19 protein-coding genes and 1 pseudogene are annotated in these 17,174 nt (G+C 67.0%); 10 read left to right on the top strand and 10 right to left on the bottom strand.

Annotated features, from left to right (window positions below; genetic code table 11):
- Positions 1 to 3: 3 nt before the first annotated feature.
- Genes OUO20_RS03770 through pdhA form a run of 3 tightly spaced genes read right to left on the bottom strand, consistent with a single transcriptional unit; the run spans position 4 to position 3,616 of the window.
- Positions 4 to 1,440 carry a dihydrolipoamide acetyltransferase family protein gene (locus tag OUO20_RS03770; RefSeq protein ID WP_268002868.1) on the bottom strand — a complete coding sequence of 479 codons (1,437 nt, stop codon included), beginning with the start codon at positions 1,438 to 1,440 and terminating at the stop codon, positions 4 to 6.
- Positions 1,437 to 2,447 (bottom strand): alpha-ketoacid dehydrogenase subunit beta, encoded by a 1,011-nt coding sequence (locus OUO20_RS03765; protein WP_018771669.1) that lies wholly within the window; start codon positions 2,445 to 2,447, stop codon positions 1,437 to 1,439. The genes OUO20_RS03770 and OUO20_RS03765 overlap by 4 nt, the downstream gene beginning before the upstream one ends.
- Complete coding sequence (pdhA, locus tag OUO20_RS03760) at positions 2,447 to 3,616, bottom strand: pyruvate dehydrogenase (acetyl-transferring) E1 component subunit alpha (RefSeq protein WP_268002867.1); 1,170 nt, start codon at positions 3,614 to 3,616, stop codon at positions 2,447 to 2,449. Before pdhA ends, OUO20_RS03765 begins: the two co-directional genes overlap by 1 nt.
- Before the next feature lie 192 nt (positions 3,617 to 3,808).
- Between pdhA and OUO20_RS03755 the strand changes: the two genes are divergently transcribed.
- The 4 genes from OUO20_RS03755 (at position 3,809) to OUO20_RS03740 (ending at position 6,171) form a co-directional block, all read left to right on the top strand.
- Positions 3,809 to 4,282: an Lrp/AsnC family transcriptional regulator gene (locus OUO20_RS03755; protein ID WP_142073819.1), complete on the top strand. Its 474-nt coding sequence runs from the start codon at positions 3,809 to 3,811 to the stop codon at positions 4,280 to 4,282.
- Between the two features lie 145 nt (positions 4,283 to 4,427).
- On the top strand, positions 4,428 to 4,973 hold the full coding sequence (locus tag OUO20_RS03750; protein ID WP_224084400.1) for a hypothetical protein: 546 nt from the start codon (positions 4,428 to 4,430) through the stop codon (positions 4,971 to 4,973).
- A gap of 170 nt (positions 4,974 to 5,143) precedes the next feature.
- The gene (locus tag OUO20_RS03745) at positions 5,144 to 5,548 is read left to right on the top strand and encodes a DUF4383 domain-containing protein (RefSeq protein ID WP_056389952.1); all 405 of its coding nucleotides are present in this window, start codon (positions 5,144 to 5,146) and stop codon (positions 5,546 to 5,548) included.
- 2 nt (positions 5,549 to 5,550) lie between these two features.
- On the top strand, positions 5,551 to 6,171 hold the full coding sequence (locus OUO20_RS03740; RefSeq protein ID WP_196804799.1) for a hypothetical protein: 621 nt from the start codon (positions 5,551 to 5,553) through the stop codon (positions 6,169 to 6,171).
- 138 nt (positions 6,172 to 6,309) lie between these two features.
- Here the strand turns inward: OUO20_RS03740 and OUO20_RS03735 are convergent, their stop codons facing one another.
- Entirely contained in the window at positions 6,310 to 7,926 is a 1,617-nt protein-coding gene (locus OUO20_RS03735; protein WP_018771663.1) for a solute symporter family protein, read from the bottom strand.
- Positions 7,923 to 8,303, bottom strand: a complete 381-nt coding sequence (locus tag OUO20_RS03730) for a DUF485 domain-containing protein (RefSeq protein ID WP_056389964.1) — start codon at positions 8,301 to 8,303, stop codon at positions 7,923 to 7,925. The genes OUO20_RS03735 and OUO20_RS03730 overlap by 4 nt, the downstream gene beginning before the upstream one ends.
- 118 nt (positions 8,304 to 8,421) lie before the next feature.
- On the opposite strand from OUO20_RS03730, the gene OUO20_RS03725 reads away from it, so the two are divergent.
- The 6 genes and pseudogenes from OUO20_RS03725 to OUO20_RS03700 all read left to right on the top strand — a co-directional run bounded on the left by OUO20_RS03725 (position 8,422) and on the right by OUO20_RS03700 (position 13,046).
- Entirely contained in the window at positions 8,422 to 8,577 is a 156-nt protein-coding gene (locus OUO20_RS03725) for a hypothetical protein (protein ID WP_268002866.1), read from the top strand.
- Between the two features lie 5 nt (positions 8,578 to 8,582).
- Positions 8,583 to 9,716, top strand: a complete 1,134-nt coding sequence (locus tag OUO20_RS03720) for a sensor histidine kinase (protein ID WP_268002865.1) — start codon at positions 8,583 to 8,585, stop codon at positions 9,714 to 9,716.
- A 33-nt stretch (positions 9,717 to 9,749) separates the two neighbouring features.
- Entirely contained in the window at positions 9,750 to 10,466 is a 717-nt protein-coding gene (locus tag OUO20_RS03715; RefSeq protein ID WP_018771660.1) for a LytR/AlgR family response regulator transcription factor, read from the top strand.
- Positions 10,463 to 10,833: pseudogene (locus tag OUO20_RS03710) on the top strand (hypothetical protein). The gene OUO20_RS03715 and the pseudogene OUO20_RS03710 overlap by 4 nt, the downstream one beginning before the upstream one ends.
- Before the next feature lie 52 nt (positions 10,834 to 10,885).
- Positions 10,886 to 12,349, top strand: coding sequence for a sodium/solute symporter (locus OUO20_RS03705; RefSeq protein ID WP_442781127.1), 1,464 nt, complete (start codon positions 10,886 to 10,888; stop codon positions 12,347 to 12,349).
- Positions 12,350 to 12,353: 4 nt separating this feature from the next.
- Positions 12,354 to 13,046: a hypothetical protein gene (locus OUO20_RS03700; RefSeq protein ID WP_268002863.1), complete on the top strand. Its 693-nt coding sequence runs from the start codon at positions 12,354 to 12,356 to the stop codon at positions 13,044 to 13,046.
- Between the two features lie 20 nt (positions 13,047 to 13,066).
- Here the strand turns inward: OUO20_RS03700 and OUO20_RS03695 are convergent, their stop codons facing one another.
- The 5 genes from OUO20_RS03695 to tsf form a co-directional block, all read right to left on the bottom strand.
- Positions 13,067 to 13,651, bottom strand: coding sequence for a DivIVA domain-containing protein (locus OUO20_RS03695; RefSeq protein WP_018771656.1), 585 nt, complete (start codon positions 13,649 to 13,651; stop codon positions 13,067 to 13,069).
- A gap of 119 nt (positions 13,652 to 13,770) precedes the next feature.
- The gene (locus OUO20_RS03690; RefSeq protein WP_018771655.1) at positions 13,771 to 14,691 is read right to left on the bottom strand and encodes a phosphatidate cytidylyltransferase; all 921 of its coding nucleotides are present in this window, start codon (positions 14,689 to 14,691) and stop codon (positions 13,771 to 13,773) included.
- A complete protein-coding gene (gene frr, locus OUO20_RS03685; protein WP_018771654.1) occupies positions 14,691 to 15,248 on the bottom strand; it encodes a ribosome recycling factor in 558 nt (185 codons plus the stop codon). The genes OUO20_RS03690 and frr overlap by 1 nt, the downstream gene beginning before the upstream one ends.
- A 129-nt stretch (positions 15,249 to 15,377) precedes the next feature.
- A complete protein-coding gene (gene pyrH / locus OUO20_RS03680) occupies positions 15,378 to 16,115 on the bottom strand; it encodes a UMP kinase (protein WP_018771653.1) in 738 nt (245 codons plus the stop codon).
- Positions 16,116 to 16,247: 132 nt separating this feature from the next.
- Positions 16,248 to 17,084 carry a translation elongation factor Ts gene (gene tsf / locus OUO20_RS03675; protein ID WP_018771652.1) on the bottom strand — a complete coding sequence of 279 codons (837 nt, stop codon included), beginning with the start codon at positions 17,082 to 17,084 and terminating at the stop codon, positions 16,248 to 16,250.
- Positions 17,085 to 17,174: the final 90 nt, after the last annotated feature.

The following is a 17,174-nucleotide window of genomic DNA, read 5'->3' as shown; positions in this document are numbered from 1 at the left end:
CGATCACACCATCGTGAGGACCATTCCCGGCTCGGCAAGGATCGCTCCGACGTCGGCCAGGAACCGGGACCCCTGTTCGCCGTCCACCAGGCGGTGGTCAAAGGACAGGCTCAGCGTGAGCACCTGCCGCAGTGCCACCGCGCCCTTGTACTCCCACGGCATGGTCCGCACCGCACCCAGGCCCAGGATCGCCGCCTCCCCCGGGTTGAGGATGGGGGTACCCGCGTCGATGCCAAATACGCCGATGTTGGTAATGGAGATGGTACCGCCGGACAGGTCAGCGGGCTGGGTCTTGCCAGCCCTGGCGGTTTCCGCGAGCGCTGTCAGCGCCTGGGCAAGCTGCGGGAGCGCCATGGCGTCGGCGTCCTTGATGTTGGGGACCATCAGTCCGCGGGGTGTGGCGGCGGCAATGCCCAGGTTCACGTAGTTGAAGGTGACGATCTCCTGGTTGTCCTGGTCCCAGCGGGAATTCAGCGCCGGGTTCCGCCGCACGGCCACCAGGACGGCCTTGGCAGCGAGCGTCAACGGGGTGAGCCTGATTCCGGAGAACTCCCTGCTGTTCTTGAGTTTCGCCAGCAACTCAAGGCTGGGCGTGACATCCACGGTGAGGAATTCGGTGGCGTGCGGAGCGGTGAAGGCGCTCTGCACCATCGCCGCCGCGGTGAACTTGCGCACGCCCTTGATGGGAGTCCGGGTCTCCCGCTCCCCCGGCCGGGTTCCACCGGCTACCGGCACGGGTCCGGCCGGCGGCGCAGCAGGCTCGCCCTCGTGCCCTGCAAAGTCCTGGACGTCCTCCCGCGTGATCAGCCCGCCGGGACCTGTGCCGTGCACCTGCGCGAGGTCAACTCCCAGGTCTTTGGCCAGTTTGCGGACGGGAGGCGTGGACCGGGGTCGCTCGGCAGGCTGGACATGGCCAACCTGGATATCGGCAACCTGGACATCGGCAACCTGGACATCGGCAGGCCGGGCGGGCTCAACCACCGGCGCCAGGTTCCCGGAAGCCTCCACCGGGGCGAAGTTCCGCGGCCGCCGCGTTGGCCGGCCGGAACCTTCGACGACGGCGCCGTACCCTACCAGGTTGGGTTCCCGTTTCGGCGTCTCCCCTGCGCTTGGAGCTTCCGGGGGTGCTGCCTCCCCCATCCCCGGCGAAAAGGCGCCGGGCGCCTGCGCAGGTGACGCACCGGCGTCGTCCGCCACCTCGAAGGAGACGATCGGCTTGCCCACCTCCACCACGGAACCCGGCTGTTCGTGGAGTTCCTTGATGACGCCGGCAAACGGCGACGGGAGCTCCACCACGGCCTTGGCGGTTTCCACTTCGGCGATGACCTGGTTCAGGCTGACGGTGTCGCCAACGGCCACTTTCCAGCTGAGGATTTCGGACTCCGTGAGTCCTTCACCCAGGTCGGGGAGCCGGAATTCCTTGATCATGGTGGCGCTCATCCTTCCAGCCCGCTCAGGGAATTGGGGCGGCCCAGGGCGCGGTCCACGCCATCGAGGATGCGGTCCAGGCCCGGCAGGTGGTGCATTTCCAGCTTGGAGTACGGGTAGGGAATGTCGAACCCGGTCACCCTCACCGGAGCGGCCTCCAGATGGTAGAAGCAGCGCTCCGTAATGCTGGCCGCCACTTCCGCGCCCAGCCCGCCGGATTGTGCGGCCTCGTGCGTCACCACCAGGCGCCCGGTCTTCCGCACGGACGCCACCACGGGCTCATAGTCCACGGGCGCCAGCGAGCGCAGGTCGATGACTTCAATGGAGATGCCTTCGTCCGCCGCGGCGGAGGCGGCATCCAGGGCTGTCTTGACCAGGGGCCCGTAGGCCACCAACGTGACGTCGCTGCCGTCGGTCAGCACGCGTGCCTTGTCCATGGGCAGGGCGGAACTCGGGTCCACGGACTCGTCAACTTCGCCTTTGTCGTGGTAGCGGCGCTTGGGTTCGAAGTACAGCACGGGGTCGTCGCAGGCGATGGCCTGCTGGATCACGGTGTATGCGTCCTGCGGGTTGGCCACGGTCACCACCCGAAGCCCTGAGGTGTGGGTGAAGTAGGCTTCCGGGGATTCGGAGTGGTGTTCCGGCGAGCCGATGCCGCCGCCGAACGGCACCCTGATGGTGATGGGCATCCTGACCGCCCCGCGGGTGCGGTAGTGGAGTTTTGCCACCTGGCTGACGATTTGGTCGAACGCCGGGTAGATGAAGCCGTCGAACTGGATCTCCACCACGGGCCGGTAGCCGCGGTAGGCCAGGCCTACGGCGGTGCCCACGATGGCGGACTCCGCGAGCGGGGTGTCCACCACCCGGTGCTTGCCGAAGTCTTTTTGCAGGCCGTCCGTCACCCGGAAGACGCCGCCCAGGGCGCCGATGTCCTCGCCGAGGAGGACCACCTTGGAGTCGTTTTCCAGCGACTTGCGCAGCCCTGCATTGATGGCACGGGCAAAGGTCAACTGGGTCATCAGCGTGCACCTTCCTTGGAAACGGCTCCGTCGGGGTCACCGAAGGACGCCAGGTAACGGGCGTAATGCTCCTGCTGGCGTTCCAGCCAGGAATTGGGCGTGCTGTAGACGTGCTTGAAGATGTCCATGGGCTGGGGGTCCGGCATGGTGGTGCATCCTCGGCGCATCTCCGATGCAACGGCATCGGCTTTGTCCTTGACCTGCTGCTGCAGCTCCGCGGTCAGGATTCCCTTCCGGTCCAGGAGGCCGGCCAGCCGGGAGATGGGGTCCTTGGCGGCCCAGTCCTCCAGTTCATTGGCGTCCCGGTAACGGGTGGGATCGTCGGCGGTGGTGTGCGGGCCCATGCGGTAGCTGACGGCCTCGATGAAGGTGGGGCCGCCGCCGCGACGGGCCCGGTCCAGTGCCAGCCGGGTGGCAGCCATGACCGCCAGGACATCGTTTCCGTCCACCCGCAGGCTTGGGATGCCGAAACCCGTGGCCCGGTCCGCGAGCTGGATGTGGGACTGCAGCCGTACGGGCTCGGAGATGGCCCAATGGTTGTTGGTGCAGAAAAACACCACCGGGGCCTGGAAGCTGGCGGCGAACACCATGGCCTCGTTCAGGTCGCCCTCACTGGTGGCACCGTCCCCGAAGTAGGTGACGGCCACGGCGTCGGCGCCGTCATTCTGGATCCCCATGGCGTAGCCCGTGGCGTGCAGGGTCTGGGCGCCGATGATGATCTGCGGCGTTGCCATGTTGATGCTGTACGGGTCCCAGCCGCCGGAGGCGTTCCCCCGCCACACCCGGAGGAGGTCGGTCAGGTCAACACCGCGGCAGTACGCCACTCCGTTCTCGCGGTAGCTGGAGAACACGAAGTCGTCCGCCCGCAACGCCCTTCCGGACCCTATCTGGGCTGCCTCCTGGCCCAGGAGCGGGGGCCACAGGGCCAGTTCACCCTGCCGCTGCAGGGCCGTGGCCTCCACATCGATCCGGCGGATGACGGTCATGTCCTCGAAGAGGGAGCACAACTGATCGTCGGCAATGTCCCGGACCCAGAAATCAAACTCCGGGTGGCTGATGCGCTCACCTGACGGGGTGATCAGCTGGAGGAGATCCGGTCCGGCTTCGCCGGGGGTTTTCGCGCTTTCGGGGGTTTTTGCGCCGCCAGGGCCCGTTTCGTCTGTAGACACGATTGCCGCAACCTTCGTACGTCGTTGACCCGTGGTTTGCGGACTTTTGGCCCTGCCGCCACCGGCCTTCCGGGCGTCATTGCCCCAGATACTGTGACCCTACTCACAATGCCCAACGGGTACAACCACTGCGGCGCCTTTTGAGCAGGATGCCCTGTCTGGAGAGCTGGCACCGTGCTAGCGTTGCGCATTATGCGAGCTTTGGATGGCACTGACACCCGCCTGTTGTCGGCACTCGCGCAGGATCCCCGCCGCACCGTGGTGGCCCTCGCGCAGAAGCTGGGCCTGTCCCGCAATACCGTCCAGGCGCGCATGGCCCAGCTGGAGAAGAAGCACGTCTTCCTGTCCTTTGAACGGCGCATCAATCCCGTGGCCCTGGGGTATCCGCTCATGGCTTTCATCTCCGTCCACGTGCAACAGCAGAGGCTCGGGCAGCTGGCGGAGGACATTGCCGCCATCCCCGAGGTGCTGGAAGGTTACGGGCTGACAGGATCAGCGGACCTGCTGCTGCGCGTGGTGGCCAGGGACGCAGAGGATCTCTTCCGTATCAACGGCAAGATCCTTGCTTGTGATGGCGTGGAGCGGGCTGACACCGCCCTGGCGATGGGTGAGTTGATCCCCTTCCGGGTGCAGCCCCTGCTGGACCGCGGCTCGGAGGGCGCCTAGCGCAGGCACCGGACCTTCCGCGCGGCGCTGCACGCACGACGGCGGCGGGCAGGGTTATAGGCTGGTTTCCGTCATATGCCGGGCCGGGAGAGGCCCGGGCCAGTTCGCCGGCGCCACAGCGCCTGTCAGACGAGAGGCCTCCCTTTTGAGCAGTCCCCAGGATCCGTACCGGCAGGGCCGGGCGGGCTACACGCCACAGCAGTTTCCAGCACTGCCGGAGCAGCCCGCCCCGTTCGGCCTCCCGGGGGAACCGCCCCGGCAGCGGAGCCGGCGGAGGCTGTGGATCATCCTTGGCAGCATCGGCGGGGTGCTGCTCCTGGTGATCCTCGGCGTCGTCATCCTGGTGAACGTCGTGGGAAGCGCCACCAACCAGGCCAGGGGCCTGGCGGACGGCTTCACCAGGAAAGTCATCGCCGGCGACACCTCCCGCGCCTATGACGAATACCTTGACCCGGCCCTGCAGAAGCAGCTTTCCAAGGAGGCCTTCATCTCAGGGGTGAAGAGCCTGGAGATGGACAGTTCCTGCCAGCCCGCCTACAACGAGCTCAAGGTGGCCACCGACAACGGGATGAAGTCGGCCGAGGTAGTGGGCCAGATCAGCTGCAGCGGCAAGAAGGTGGACCTCGCCTACCGCTTCGAAGGCACGGACCGGCTGCTGATGACCAACATCAAACTGCGGCCGGCAGCCTAGCCGGACGGCCGGCGCCCCGGGCAGCGGGGCACAGATCGGGAAAGTGGAAAGGGTACTGATCTTTTTACCCATCCATTCGCGGCCATGATCCGAATCGCTTCCGAGGGTCCCGACCAGGGGCCTGTTTATCCGGCGGGAACTGCTGCCCGCCCTATCGGAAGGAACCGGCCATGCGCAACTCACCCAACCGCCTCGTCGCCACCGTTTTCGGAGCCGTCTACCTGCTGGTGGGCCTCCTGGGCTTCGCTGTCACGTCCGGCGTCGGTTTCGCCGCCACCGAAGGCGCGAACCTCATCATCTTCGAAGTCAATCCGCTGCACAACGTCATCCACCTGGCCATCGGCGCCGCGCTGCTCTTCGCCGGGCTTCGCGGAACGGCCACCGCCCGAACCGTGAACGCCACGGTAGGCGCCGTCTACCTCCTGGTGGGCATCGTGGGTCTGTTCCTGCTCAACTCGCCGCTGAACATCATCGCCCTGAACGGCGCCGACAACGTCCTGCACCTCGCCAGCGCCGTACTCCTCCTCGGCGTGGGCCTGTCGCTGGACAAGTCCCCGGCCACCGCAAGGGCTTAGCCGTGGCGGTCCCGGTACCGGTCCGGCCGATGGCGCCGGACCAGCCAGGCCTGCAGGCGGGCAGTGCTGTTCGACTCGTCACCGGGTTTGCGGGCTTTGGTGCGGGATCGGTCAACCTCGCCATTTCGTCCAGTATCTTTTCGGCAGCAGCGGGACCTGCGGCCACCCCAGCGGTTGCCGCAGGTGTTGCGGCCGGGGCCTGGGGGCTGATGCTGCTCGCCGCTGCCGTGGTGTTCCTGGCAAGGGACCGGCTGCCGGGCGGCCGGAAGTCGCGGTATGTGCTGGCCGGTGCAGCCGCCGTCCACCTGGCCGCGATGGCATCACCTCCCGTTGCCGGCCCGGCCTCGGGCCTCAGCCTGACCCACCTTTCGGCGTTGCTGCTCACGCTGATGATCCTCGCGTCGCTCGGGTGGCTCCAGCGCGAACGGCAGCACCGCGAACCGCGGGTTCCGTCCGCAGGGGCCGGAGGGCGGCCGGGCCGGCTGTTGCTGGGAGCTTTCGCCGGCGCCGTCCTGGTGGCAGGGATTGCGACGCCGGGCCTCGCCGCCTCGACGGCCGGCCAGTACGCCGTCCCGCACGGCGGGCACGGGAACCCGGCGCCGGGCGGCCACCACCAGCACTGAATCCCCCTTCCGGTAAACCGCGCGGGGGCGGCAAACGCAAAGAGCCTCCAGGCCGCGGTATGCGGCTGGAGGCTCTTCGCTGTCATGCCGACGCTGCCGGCATATCCACCAGTGGCCAGCTAGTCAGTGGTCCGGCTGTCAGTGGTCCACGGCCTTTTCGGCTCCGATGCCCGTGAGCGAGCGGACTTCCATTTCCGCCTGCTTCGCGGGGTCTTCCGTCCTCTTGTCCAGGGTGGTGCCCAGCCAGCCCAGGAAGAAGGCCAGCGGAATGGACACAATGCCCGGGTTGCTGAGCGGGAAGAGGGCGAAGTTGGCCCCGGGGATCATTGAGGTCTTCGCACCGGAAACCACCGGGGAGAACACGATGAGCAGGATCGCCGCGGCCAGGCCGCCGTACATGCTCCACACGGCGCCCTGGGTGGTGAACTTCCGCCAGAACAGCGAGTAGATGATGGTGGGCAGGTTGGCTGAAGCGGCGACGGCGAAGGCCAGCGCCACCAGGAAGGCAACGTTCTGGCCGTTGGCGAAGATACCGCCCAGGATGGCCAGGATGCCGATTACCACCACGGTGCGCCGGGCCACCCGGACTTCAGTCGCCGCGTCGGCCTTGCCCTTGGCGATGACGTTGGCGTAGATGTCATGCGCAAAGGATGCGGCAGCCGTGATGGTCAGGCCTGCCACCACCGCCAGGATGGTGGCGAAGGCGACAGCGGAGATGAAGCCGAGCAGCAGCGGCCCGCCCAGGTGGAAGGCCAGCAGCGGGGCGGCAGCGTTGACGCCGCCCGGGGCGCCCTTGATGGTGTCCGGACCCACCAGGGCCGCAGCACCGTAGCCCAGCACCAGGGTGAACAGGTAGAACAGGCCGATCAGCCAGATGGACCAGACCACGGACTTGCGCGCTTCCTTGGCCGTGGGCACCGTGTAGAAGCGCATCAGGACGTGCGGCAGGGCTGCCGTGCCCAGGACCAGCGCCAGGCCCAGGGACATGAAGTCCAGCTTGGAGGTCTCGGTCTTGCCGTACTGCAGGCCCGGGTTGAGCACGGCCGGGTTGTTGGCCGTCTCCACCGCGCCGCCCAGCAGGGCGGAAAGGTTGAAGCCGTAGATGGCCAGGACCCACAGGGTCATGACTGCGGCGCCTGCGATCAGCAGCATGGCTTTGATGATCTGGACCCAGGTGGTGCCCTTCATGCCGCCGATCAGGACGTACATGATCATGAGGGCGCCGACGACGACGATCACCAGCGCCTGGCCGCCCCAGTCGCTGATGCCCAGCAGGAGCGAAATCAGGCTTCCCGCACCGGCCATCTGGGCCAGCAGGTAGAAGAAGCAGACGGCCAGGGTGGAGATGGCGGCCGCGATCCGCACCGGGCGCTGCTTCAGCCGGAAGGAGAGCACATCGGCCATGGTGAACTTGCCGGTGTTGCGCAGCAGTTCGGCCACCAGCAGCAGCGCCACCAGCCAGGCCACCAGGAAGCCGATGGAGTACATGAAGCCGTCATAGCCGTTGATGGCGATGGCACCGGTGATGCCCAGGAAGGATGCTGCCGACAGGTAGTCGCCGGCGATGGCGGTGCCGTTCTGCGAGCCCGTGAACGAACGCCCGGCGGCGTAGTAGTCGGCGGCAGTTTTGTTGTTGCGGCTGGCGCGGAACACGATCACCATGGTCACGGCCACGAACAGGCCGAAGATGCCCATGTTCAAAAGGGTGGTTTCCTTGAGGGCGGCAACGTCCACCGCGGCTGGGATTGCGATCATTTGTTGGCTCCGCCCACTCGGTTTCCATTCTTATCGAATTCGTGGCCCTCGATCTCATGCCTGATTTCCGAGGCGATGGGGTCCAGTTTCCGGTTCGAGTAGTGGACGTACCAGCCGGTGATGGCAAAGGTCGAGATGAACTGGAGCAGGCCCAGGATCAGGCCCACGTTGATGTTGCCCCAGACCTTGGTGGACATGAACCCCACCGCGTAGTCGGCGAGCAGAACATAGGCGAAGTACCACAGCAGGAAGGCCACTGCCATGGGGAAGACAAAGCTGCGGTGACGCCTGCGCAATTCCTGGAACTGCCCCGTCGACTGGACCTGCTCGAAGTCCACGGACGCCGCTGCGTCCGGAGTATGGGCATCATTACCCATGATTCCTCCTCATTGAGTTGCCGGTACACACCGGGCGGCAGGCCCTGGGACGAAGGCCCCGGGCTGGGGCTTCGGACAGGGACACTGCGCAGAGGCACTGCACAGGAACACCGCAGATGTGACACCAATCACTCTGCCGCTGCCGGCCTGCCCGTTCCAGAACTTCGCCGCCCACGGTCGCTCAACGGTCGCGATGCTGCGGCAAACGGCACCCGCCGCTACGCTGGGCACCATGCCGGACTCCCCCTCCTCACCGCTGCGGCCGTTGCGGTGATCGCCATGGCCATTGCCGTCGTCGTCGGCGTGGGCCTGAAGGTGCTCCGCTCCTTCAGGGACCTTGGCACTGACGCCGAGCGCGCCACCTACCACACGCTCCACGCGGCATCCCAGGCCGGGCAGCACCTGCGCCGCGGCCTGAACCCGGCCGGCGCTGCCAAAGCCAGCAGGCAGCTGCGCACCCTCCTGGGCTGCGACGCCCTGGCGATCACGGACACGTCCAGCGTGCTGGCCTGGGACGGGGGCGCCGAGGACATCCGGCCGCACCTGATGGAACTCGCCGCAGGGGTCCTTTCGTCGGGCCGGACCGCTGTCCTCTCCGCAGGTGTGGACGGAACGGGCGGCCGCCTTGCCGGCGTCGTCGCCCCGGTGCGGGCCGGCACCCGAATAGTCGGCGCCGTGGCCGCCTTCGCTCCTTCCGCCGGGGCGGGCCTGGTCAGGGCGACGGGGGAAGTGGCCGACTGGGTGGCGGTGCAGGTGGAGCTCGCGGAACTGGACGCGTCCCGCACCCTGCTGATGGAGGCGGAAGTGCGGGCGCTGCGTGCCCAGATCAGCCCGCACTTCATCTACAACTCACTGAACGCCATCGCGTCGTTCATCAATACGGACCCTGAACGGGCCAGGGAGCTGGTGGTGGAGTTCGCGGACTTCACCCGCTACTCCTTCCGCCGGCACGGCGACTTCACCACCCTCGCAGAGGAGCTTCGCTGCATCGACCGCTACCTGCTGCTGGAACGGGCCCGGTTTGGTGAGCGCGTGCAGGTCAGCCTGCGCATCGCCCCCGAAGTGCTCAGCACCGTCATCCCCTTCCTCAGCCTCCAACCACTGGTCGAGAACGCCGTCCGGCACGGGCTCGAGGCCAAGGCGGGACCCGGTCATATCAGCATCACCGCCGAGGACGCCGGCGCATTCGCGGAAGTCACCATTGAGGACGATGGCGTGGGAATGGACCCGGAGCAGCTCCGGTCGGTGCTGGCGGGGCATGCGGACGGGGACCACGTGGGGCTGCGGAACGTCGATGCCCGCCTCCGGCAGGTGTACGGCAACGACCATGGACTGGTGGTGGAAACCGCGCCCGGTGAGGGAACGCTGATCACCATGCGGGTGCCAAAGTCCCAGCCCGGGCACGATGCGTGAGGCGGCCGCTGCAGCTGGAAGTACCCTAGGAGAATGATTAACGTCCTCGTCGTTGATGATGAGCTGCCCGCCGTTGAGGAACTGGCGTTCCTGCTGGGCAGGGACGAACGCATCGGCAAGGTGCTGCGGGCGACGTCCGGCGCTGAAGCACTCACGGCCCTGTCCGCCGGGAGCATCGACGCCGTCTTCCTGGACATACATATGCCCGCCGTGTCCGGCCTGGACATCGCCGGCGCCATCGCCCGGAGCAGCAATCCCCCGGCCGTTGTCTTTGTCACCGCCGACGAGGAGCACGCCCTGGCGGCGTTCGAACTCGCCGCCGTGGACTACCTGCTCAAGCCGGTGCGTGCCGAGCGCCTGGCCCGCTCCGTGGGGCGGATCAGTGAACTGCGCGACGGCGGCGCGGCACCGGAGATGATCACGGTTGACCAGGGCGGGACCACCAGGATGATCCGCCGCGACGACGTCACCTACGTCCAGGCGCAGGGGGACTACGCGCGGCTGCACACCGCCGATGCCAGCTACCTCATCCGGGTGCCGCTGGCCGACCTTGAACAGCAATGGGCGGACGCCGGCTTCATCCGCACCCACCGCTCCTACCTGGTGGCACTGAAGCATGTGTCCTCAATGAAGCTGGCGGCCGACGGGCCGCGCGTCACGGTGGCGGGCGCGGGCCTCCCCATCAGCAGGCGGCACCTGCCCACCGTGCGGGAAAGGCTGGAGGCCACCAGGATCAGGCCGCACGCATGAGCCGCGTCCGGGTCACCGCACCGCACGCTTTCCCCGGTCCCCGGCGCAGGGCGGGCGGCGTTCGCTCGAATCGCGTGAAGCCGCACAGGATTCCGAGGTGGGTCAGGTGTTCGTCCGCTCCCTCATCAGGTCCCAGCTGCGGCTGGCCCTGGTGGTGGCGGGCGGCTTCCTGCTGATCCTTGCCGCTTTCCCGTTGATCCTTGTGGTGGTTCCCGGCCTGGCCGAAACCCGGATCGGCGGCCTCCCGTTCGGCTGGCTCCTGCTGGGGGTTGGGATCTACCCGGTGATCGGGTTGAGCGCCTGGCTGTACGTCAGGACTGCGGCGCGCAACGAGGCCCGCTACCGGGACCTGGCCGGCGAACCATGAACACGCGTTCGCACCACAACCCGGTGAGGTACGGGTGAATGCCGGCGTCGCCATGGCAGCCGTGGCGGTGGTGTCCCTTGCCACGGCCATTATTGGTTTCTACGGGCTGCGGATCTCACGCACCACGGGGGACTTCTACGTTGCCTCGCGCACCGTGCGGCCGTGGTGGAACGCGTCGGCGATCGGCGGCGAGTACCTGTCCGCCGCCAGCTTCCTGGGCGTGGCCGGGCTCATCCTGCTGTCCGGGACCGACGCGCTTTGGTTCCCGGTGGGATACACCGCCGGCTACCTGATGCTGCTGCTCTTCGTCGCCGCGCCGCTGCGGCGTTCGGGCGCCTACACCATCCCGGACTTTACCGAATCACGGCTCTCTTCCAGGACGGTGCGGAGGGTTACCAGCCTGGTGGTGGTTGTGGTGGGGTGGCTGTATATCGTCCCGCAGCTCCACGGAGCGGCCCTGACCATCCACATCGCCACGGGCCTGCCGTCCTGGGTGGGTTCCGTGGCCGTCGTGGTGGTGGTTTGCCTGACGGTGGTGGCCGGCGGAATGCGGTCCATAACCTTTGTCCAGGCGTTCCAGTACTGGCTCAAGCTGACCGCCCTGGCCGTGCCCATCCTGTTCATCATCTTCGTGCTGGCGGGCCACGGGGCCCAGCCGCAGTCCGCGCCGGCGGTCAACCCCACGGACCTGGCACCCGCCGGGCTGTACCAGAACGTGTCCCTGCTGGTGGCCCTGCTGTTCGGCACCCTGGGGCTGCCGCACGTGCTGGTGCGTTTCTACACCAATCCGGACGGGCACTCGGCGCGGCGCACCACCCTGATCGTCCTGGGCCTGCTGTCCGTGTTCTACCTCTTCCCCACGGCCTACGGCATGGTGGCCCGCATGTACGCACCCGGCCTGGCCCGTTCCGGACAGCCGGACGCCATGGTCCTGCGGCTGCCGGGTGAACTCGTCGGCGGGATGCCCGGGGACCTGCTCTCTGCCCTGGTGGTGGCGGGCGCCTTCGCCGCGTTCCTGTCCACCACGTCGGGCCTGGTGGTGTCGCTTGCCGGCGTCATCAGCCAGGACGTCCTGGGCGGCAGCGTCCGCGGTTTCCGCCTCGCCGCCGTCGTGTCCGCCGTCGTCCCCCTTGGCTTTGCCTTCATGACGGGATCCCTGGCACTGGCCGGCAGCGTGGGCCTGGTCTTCGCCTTCACCGCCTCCACCGTGTGCCCGGTCCTGCTGCTGGGCATCTGGTGGCGCGGCCTGACCGACGCCGGGGCCATCGCCGGCATGCTGACCGGCGGGGTGCTGTGCGGCGGGGCAATGATTGCGGGCTCCGTGACCGGTTCGGTGCAGACACCCGCGTGGCTCGCGCAGCCTGCGGCGTGGAGCGTGCCTGCTGCCTTCGCCGTCATGGTCATCGTGTCCCGGACCACCTCCCACCGGGTTCCCGCCACGATGCCGCGGATCATGACCCGCCTCCATACCCCGGAGCGGCCGCTGGCCACCGAACGGGGGCCGGGAGGACAATAACGCCATGTCCACCCAGGACGGCGGTACGTCCGACCAGCATGGTGCAGTTCCGGCCTCCGTGCGTGCGCAGCTGCTCGCCACGGAACACTGGGGCCTGCTGGCATCCCGCAGCACGGCCCAAGGCGAGGTACTGACCCGCATCAGCATGTTCCTCAACTTTACGTCGGCAAGCCTGGTCAGCGTGGCGCTGGTGGGGCAGGCCACAGGGTTTTCGGATGTCTTTGTCCTGCTGGCCGTGGTTATTCTCTTCATCGACGTGGCGATCGGGCTCCTGACCCAGCTCCGGGTCATGAACGTGGCGCACGAGGACCTCATGTACGTCACGGCCATGAACAGGTTGCGGGCTGCCTACGTGGACCTTGATCCGGGAGTGGCACCGTACCTGATGGCTGCGCACCACGACGACGAGGCAGGCTCCCGGCAGACTTACTACTTCTTTGGGGGCAGGGGCAGCTTCAGCCATGTGGCGGGCAGCAGCATGATCTTCATGGCGACGGCGAACGCCGCCTTGATTGCCATCCTTTCGGGCCTGCTGGTGACTCTGGCCGGAGCGGGTATGGCGGCAGCCATTGTGGCGGGCGCCGCATGCGGTGCAGGGTTCCTCGGCGTGGCCGCCGTGAAGGGGTACAGGGGCTATCGCGATGTATGGCGTCGTTTTGCGCCGCTCTCCCCCACTCCGCCGCGGGACCGGGAATAGCGGCTGCGGGGCGTGGCCCGTCAGTCGATGGCAGCCATCAGTTCGACGACGCGGTCCAGGAAGGCATCCACCTGGGATTCCTCGTAGCCATCCTGGCCAACCGCCGGGCGGAAGACTGCGCGGCGCACGCTGTCCACGCTCAACGGCTTGTCCTGTTCGAGGTAGGCGACAAGTTCGTGGCACAGCCGGTCGACGTCGGCCGTGTTGTAACTGCGGGCCTTCTTCTTGGTGGGCCGGCGGAAGCGGTCACCGTCCGGCCGGTGCAGCCGTCCCCGGAGGATGCCGGAGAGGCTTCCGATCTCGCGCAGCCAGGCTTCCTCGCCCTGGGCCGCGATGAGCTCATCCCGTTCCCGGCGGGCGAAGGCGTCCTCCAGCCGGTCCAGTGCGGCGTCCACGACGGCCGCGGAGTAGCCGCCCTTGACGGGGTCGAAGGACACGGCCCTGACATCGGCGCTGTTGACGGGGTCGGTGGCGGCATGGGGTGTTTCCAGCGAGACCCGCGCCCGCTGCAGGAACTCGTCCACCTGCTTGGCGTTGTACCCGTACTCACTGCGCTGCACGCGCTCAAAGGACGCAGGGATTTGCCGATGAATGTCCAATGCCACTTCGATTCCTTCAATGCTCTTCAGCCGTAGTGCTTCCGCACCAGTCTAGGATGCCGGGGTTGCTTCAGCCGCCCGGGCCCTTTTTATGTCGGACGCCCGGTTGTGCCGGGACTGATGGGTTATGCGCCGGCCACGAGCCCGTACAGGATGAAGGCCACGGGCGAGGCGAAGACGATGGAGTCCAGCCTGTCCATGACTCCCCCGTGTCCGGGCAGGATGCTGCTCATGTCCTTGACGCCCAGTTCACGCTTGACCATGGATTCGCCAAGGTCACCGGCGGTGGCCGCGGCAACGGTTCCCACCGCCAGCACCACCCCTACCCACCAGGGCTTGTCCAGCACGAAGATGGCCGCCAGCACGCCGATCAGCATGGCGCCCGCCGCGGACCCTGCGAATCCCTCCCAGGATTTCTTGGGGCTGATCTTCGGCGCCATGGGGTGCTTGCCGATGGACGCGCCCACCAGGTAGCCGAACGTGTCGTTGGAGACCACCAGCAGCAGCATGACGGCAATCTCCCACGCACCGATGGGGGCGGCGCCGCCGGGCCAAAGCCCCAGCGGCGTGGTACCGGCCGCATGCAGCGGCAGTGCCGCGAAGCTGATGAAGAACGGTACCCAGCCCAGCGTGAAGACACCGGCGAAAATGCTGTTGGCCGATCCGGCGGCGCTTTCGATCGACCGCCACAGCAGGACTGCCACGGCGCTGAGGAGCAGGGCAAACAGTTGGCTCTCGATGCCGCCGAAGTAGGCGGCGAAAGGCAAAGCCACCGTGCCGGTCATGACCGGCACGATGGGCATCCTGGTCCCGTTGTGCTCCAACGCCCGGTAGATCTCCCACACGCCAAAAACGGCGAAGGCCGCGACGATGGCTACGAAAGCCAGCGGGATGAACAGCAGGCCGCCCAGGACGGCCAGCAGCATCGCCAGGCCCACCACGACGGCGGCGGGCAGGTTCCGCCCGGCCTTTGGCGTCGGGTTGCTCCTGGGCTGCTTCCCCCGTGTGCGCGCCCTGGGTGCGGGGGCCTGATCTGCCTGGCCCATCAGACTTCGAGCAGCTCTGCTTCCTTGCGCTTGAGCAGCTCGTCGATGCCGTCCACGTGTGCCTTGGTGAGGCTGTCCAGTTCCTTTTCGGCGCGGGTGCCTTCGTCTTCGCCGGCCTCGCCGTCCTTCACCAGGCGGTCAAGGGTCTCCTTTGCCTTGCGGCGGATGTTGCGGATGGAGATCTTGGCGTCTTCGCCCTTGGTCTTGACGATCTTGACGTATTCCTTGCGGCGTTCCTTGGTCAGCTCCGGGATGGTGATCCGGATGACGTTGCCGTCGTTGGACGGGTTGGCGCCGACCTCGGAATCGCTCAGTGCGCGTTCGATATCGCGCATGGCGGACTTGTCGAACGGGGTGATCAGGATGGTCCGGGCGTCCGGGATGGCGAAGGAGGCCAGCTGCTGCAGCGGGGTGGGCGAGCCGTAGTAGTCCACCAGGACCTTGTTGTAGAGGCCGGGATTGGCGCGACCGGTACGGATGGAGGCGAAGTCTTCCTTGGCTACCTCAACCGCCTTGTCCATCTTCTCTTCGGCCTCAAGCAAGGTATCTTCGATCACGGTCTCTCCTGACGGTTCTGGTGCAGTCCGGGGCGCCGGTTCCCTGCACTCACGTGGTTCTTTGTTGCCGTTTCCGTCCCCGCCGGGAGGGGCGGGGACGGAACTGTCCTGGAATCATCCTAGCCGGAGCTAGGCAGTGACCAGCGTGCCCAGCTTTTCGCCGAGGATGGCGCGGGTGACGTTGCCTTCACCCTCCATGCCGAAGACCACCATGGAGAGGTTGTTGTCCTTGCACATGGTCATGGCCGTCTGGTCCATGACGCGGATGTCGCGGCGCAGCGCATCGTCGTAGCTCAGGGTCTCCAGGCGTTCCGCGGTGGGGTCCTTCTTGGGGTCTGCGGTGTACACGGCGTCCACCCCGCTCTTGGCCATGAGGACCACGTCGGCATGCACCTCCAGGGCCCGCTGGGCTGCCACGGTGTCGGTGGAGAAGTAGGGCAGGCCGGCGCCGGCGCCGAAGATGACCACGCGGCCCTTCTCCATGTGGCGGATGGCACGGCGCGGAATGTAGGCCTCGGCCACCTGGCCCATGGTGATGGCACTCTGGACGCGGGTTTCCACGCCCGCCTGCTCCAGGAAATCCTGCAGTGCAAGGCAATTCATGACCGTGCCCAGCATGCCCATGTAGTCGGCGCGGGATCGGTCCATGCCGCTCTGGGACAGTTCGGCGCCGCGGAAGAAGTTACCGCCGCCCACCACGATGGCCACTTCCACCTGCGGGACGGCCGCCGCAATCTGCTTGGCGACGTCGCGGACGGTCTCGGGGTCGACACCGAGTTTCCCGCCGCCGAAGACCTCGCCGGAAAGCTTCAGGAGGACCCGCCGCTTGTTCTTCTCGGAATGGATGACAGTGTTGACGGCTTCCATGATGCCTTCCCGTTGATGACTCTGAAAAAGGGTATCCTGCCGGATCCTGTGGTCGGAACCGGCCGCGCTCCATGTGGACCGCGCGCATGCAAAGGGGCGGCCACCGAAGTGGCCACCCCCTTGCGGAATCGACTAGGAGCCGACGCGGAAACGCGTGAACGCGGTTCCCTTGACACCGGCCTCTTCGAGGATCTGTGCCACGGACTTCTTTGCGTCCTTCGCGAATGCCTGGTCAACCAGGACCTCGCCCTTGTAGAAGCCCGTCACGCGGCCTTCCACAATCTTGGTGAGGGCAGCTTCGGGCTTGCCTTCGGCCTTGGCGGTCTCCTCGGCAATGCGGCGCTCGGACTCAACGAGCTCGGCAGGAACGTCCTCACGGGTGAGGTAGTTCGGAGCCATGGCGGCGATGTGCACGGCGACGTCGTGGGCGGCGGTGGCGGCGGCTTCGCCTTCACCGTCGACAGCGAACAGGACGCCAACCTGGGCCGGGAGGTCCTTGGAGGTCTTGTGCAGGTAAGCGTCAACCGTTGCACCCTCGATGCGGGAGATGCGGCGGACAACAACCTTCTCGCCCAGGACTGCGCCCTCTTCGATGACGACCTCGGACAGCGGCTTGCCGTCGACCTCGGTGGCGAGCAGGGTTTCGAGGTCGGCGGCGCCGGACTCGACGGCGACGGCCAGGACCTTGTCGGCCAGCTGGATGAACTTGTCAGCCTTGGCAACGAAGTCGGTCTCGCAGTTGACCTCGATCATGACGCCGACGCCATTGCTGACCTTGGCGGCCACGAGGCCTTCAGCGGTGGAGCGGCCTTCGCGCTTGGTAGCGCCCTTGAGGCCCTTGATGCGGATGATCTCGATGGCCTTCTCGGCGTCACCGTTGGCTTCGTCAAGAGCCTTCTTGACGTCCATCATGCCGGCGCCGGTGCGCTCGCGCAGGGCCTTGATGTCCGCGGCAGTGTAGTTCGCCATGTGAACCCCTCTGTCTAGAAAATGTGTGGTGGTGTACGGACCGACAGGACGGCGGCCCACAAGGTGGGCTGCCATCCTGTCAGCAGTTCC

This window comes from Arthrobacter sp. FX8 (assembly GCF_026723805.1).
Taxonomy (GTDB): domain Bacteria; phylum Actinomycetota; class Actinomycetes; order Actinomycetales; family Micrococcaceae; genus Arthrobacter.
Note: the sequence above shows the minus strand (reverse complement) of the source record. Positions and strands in the feature narration are given on the sequence as shown.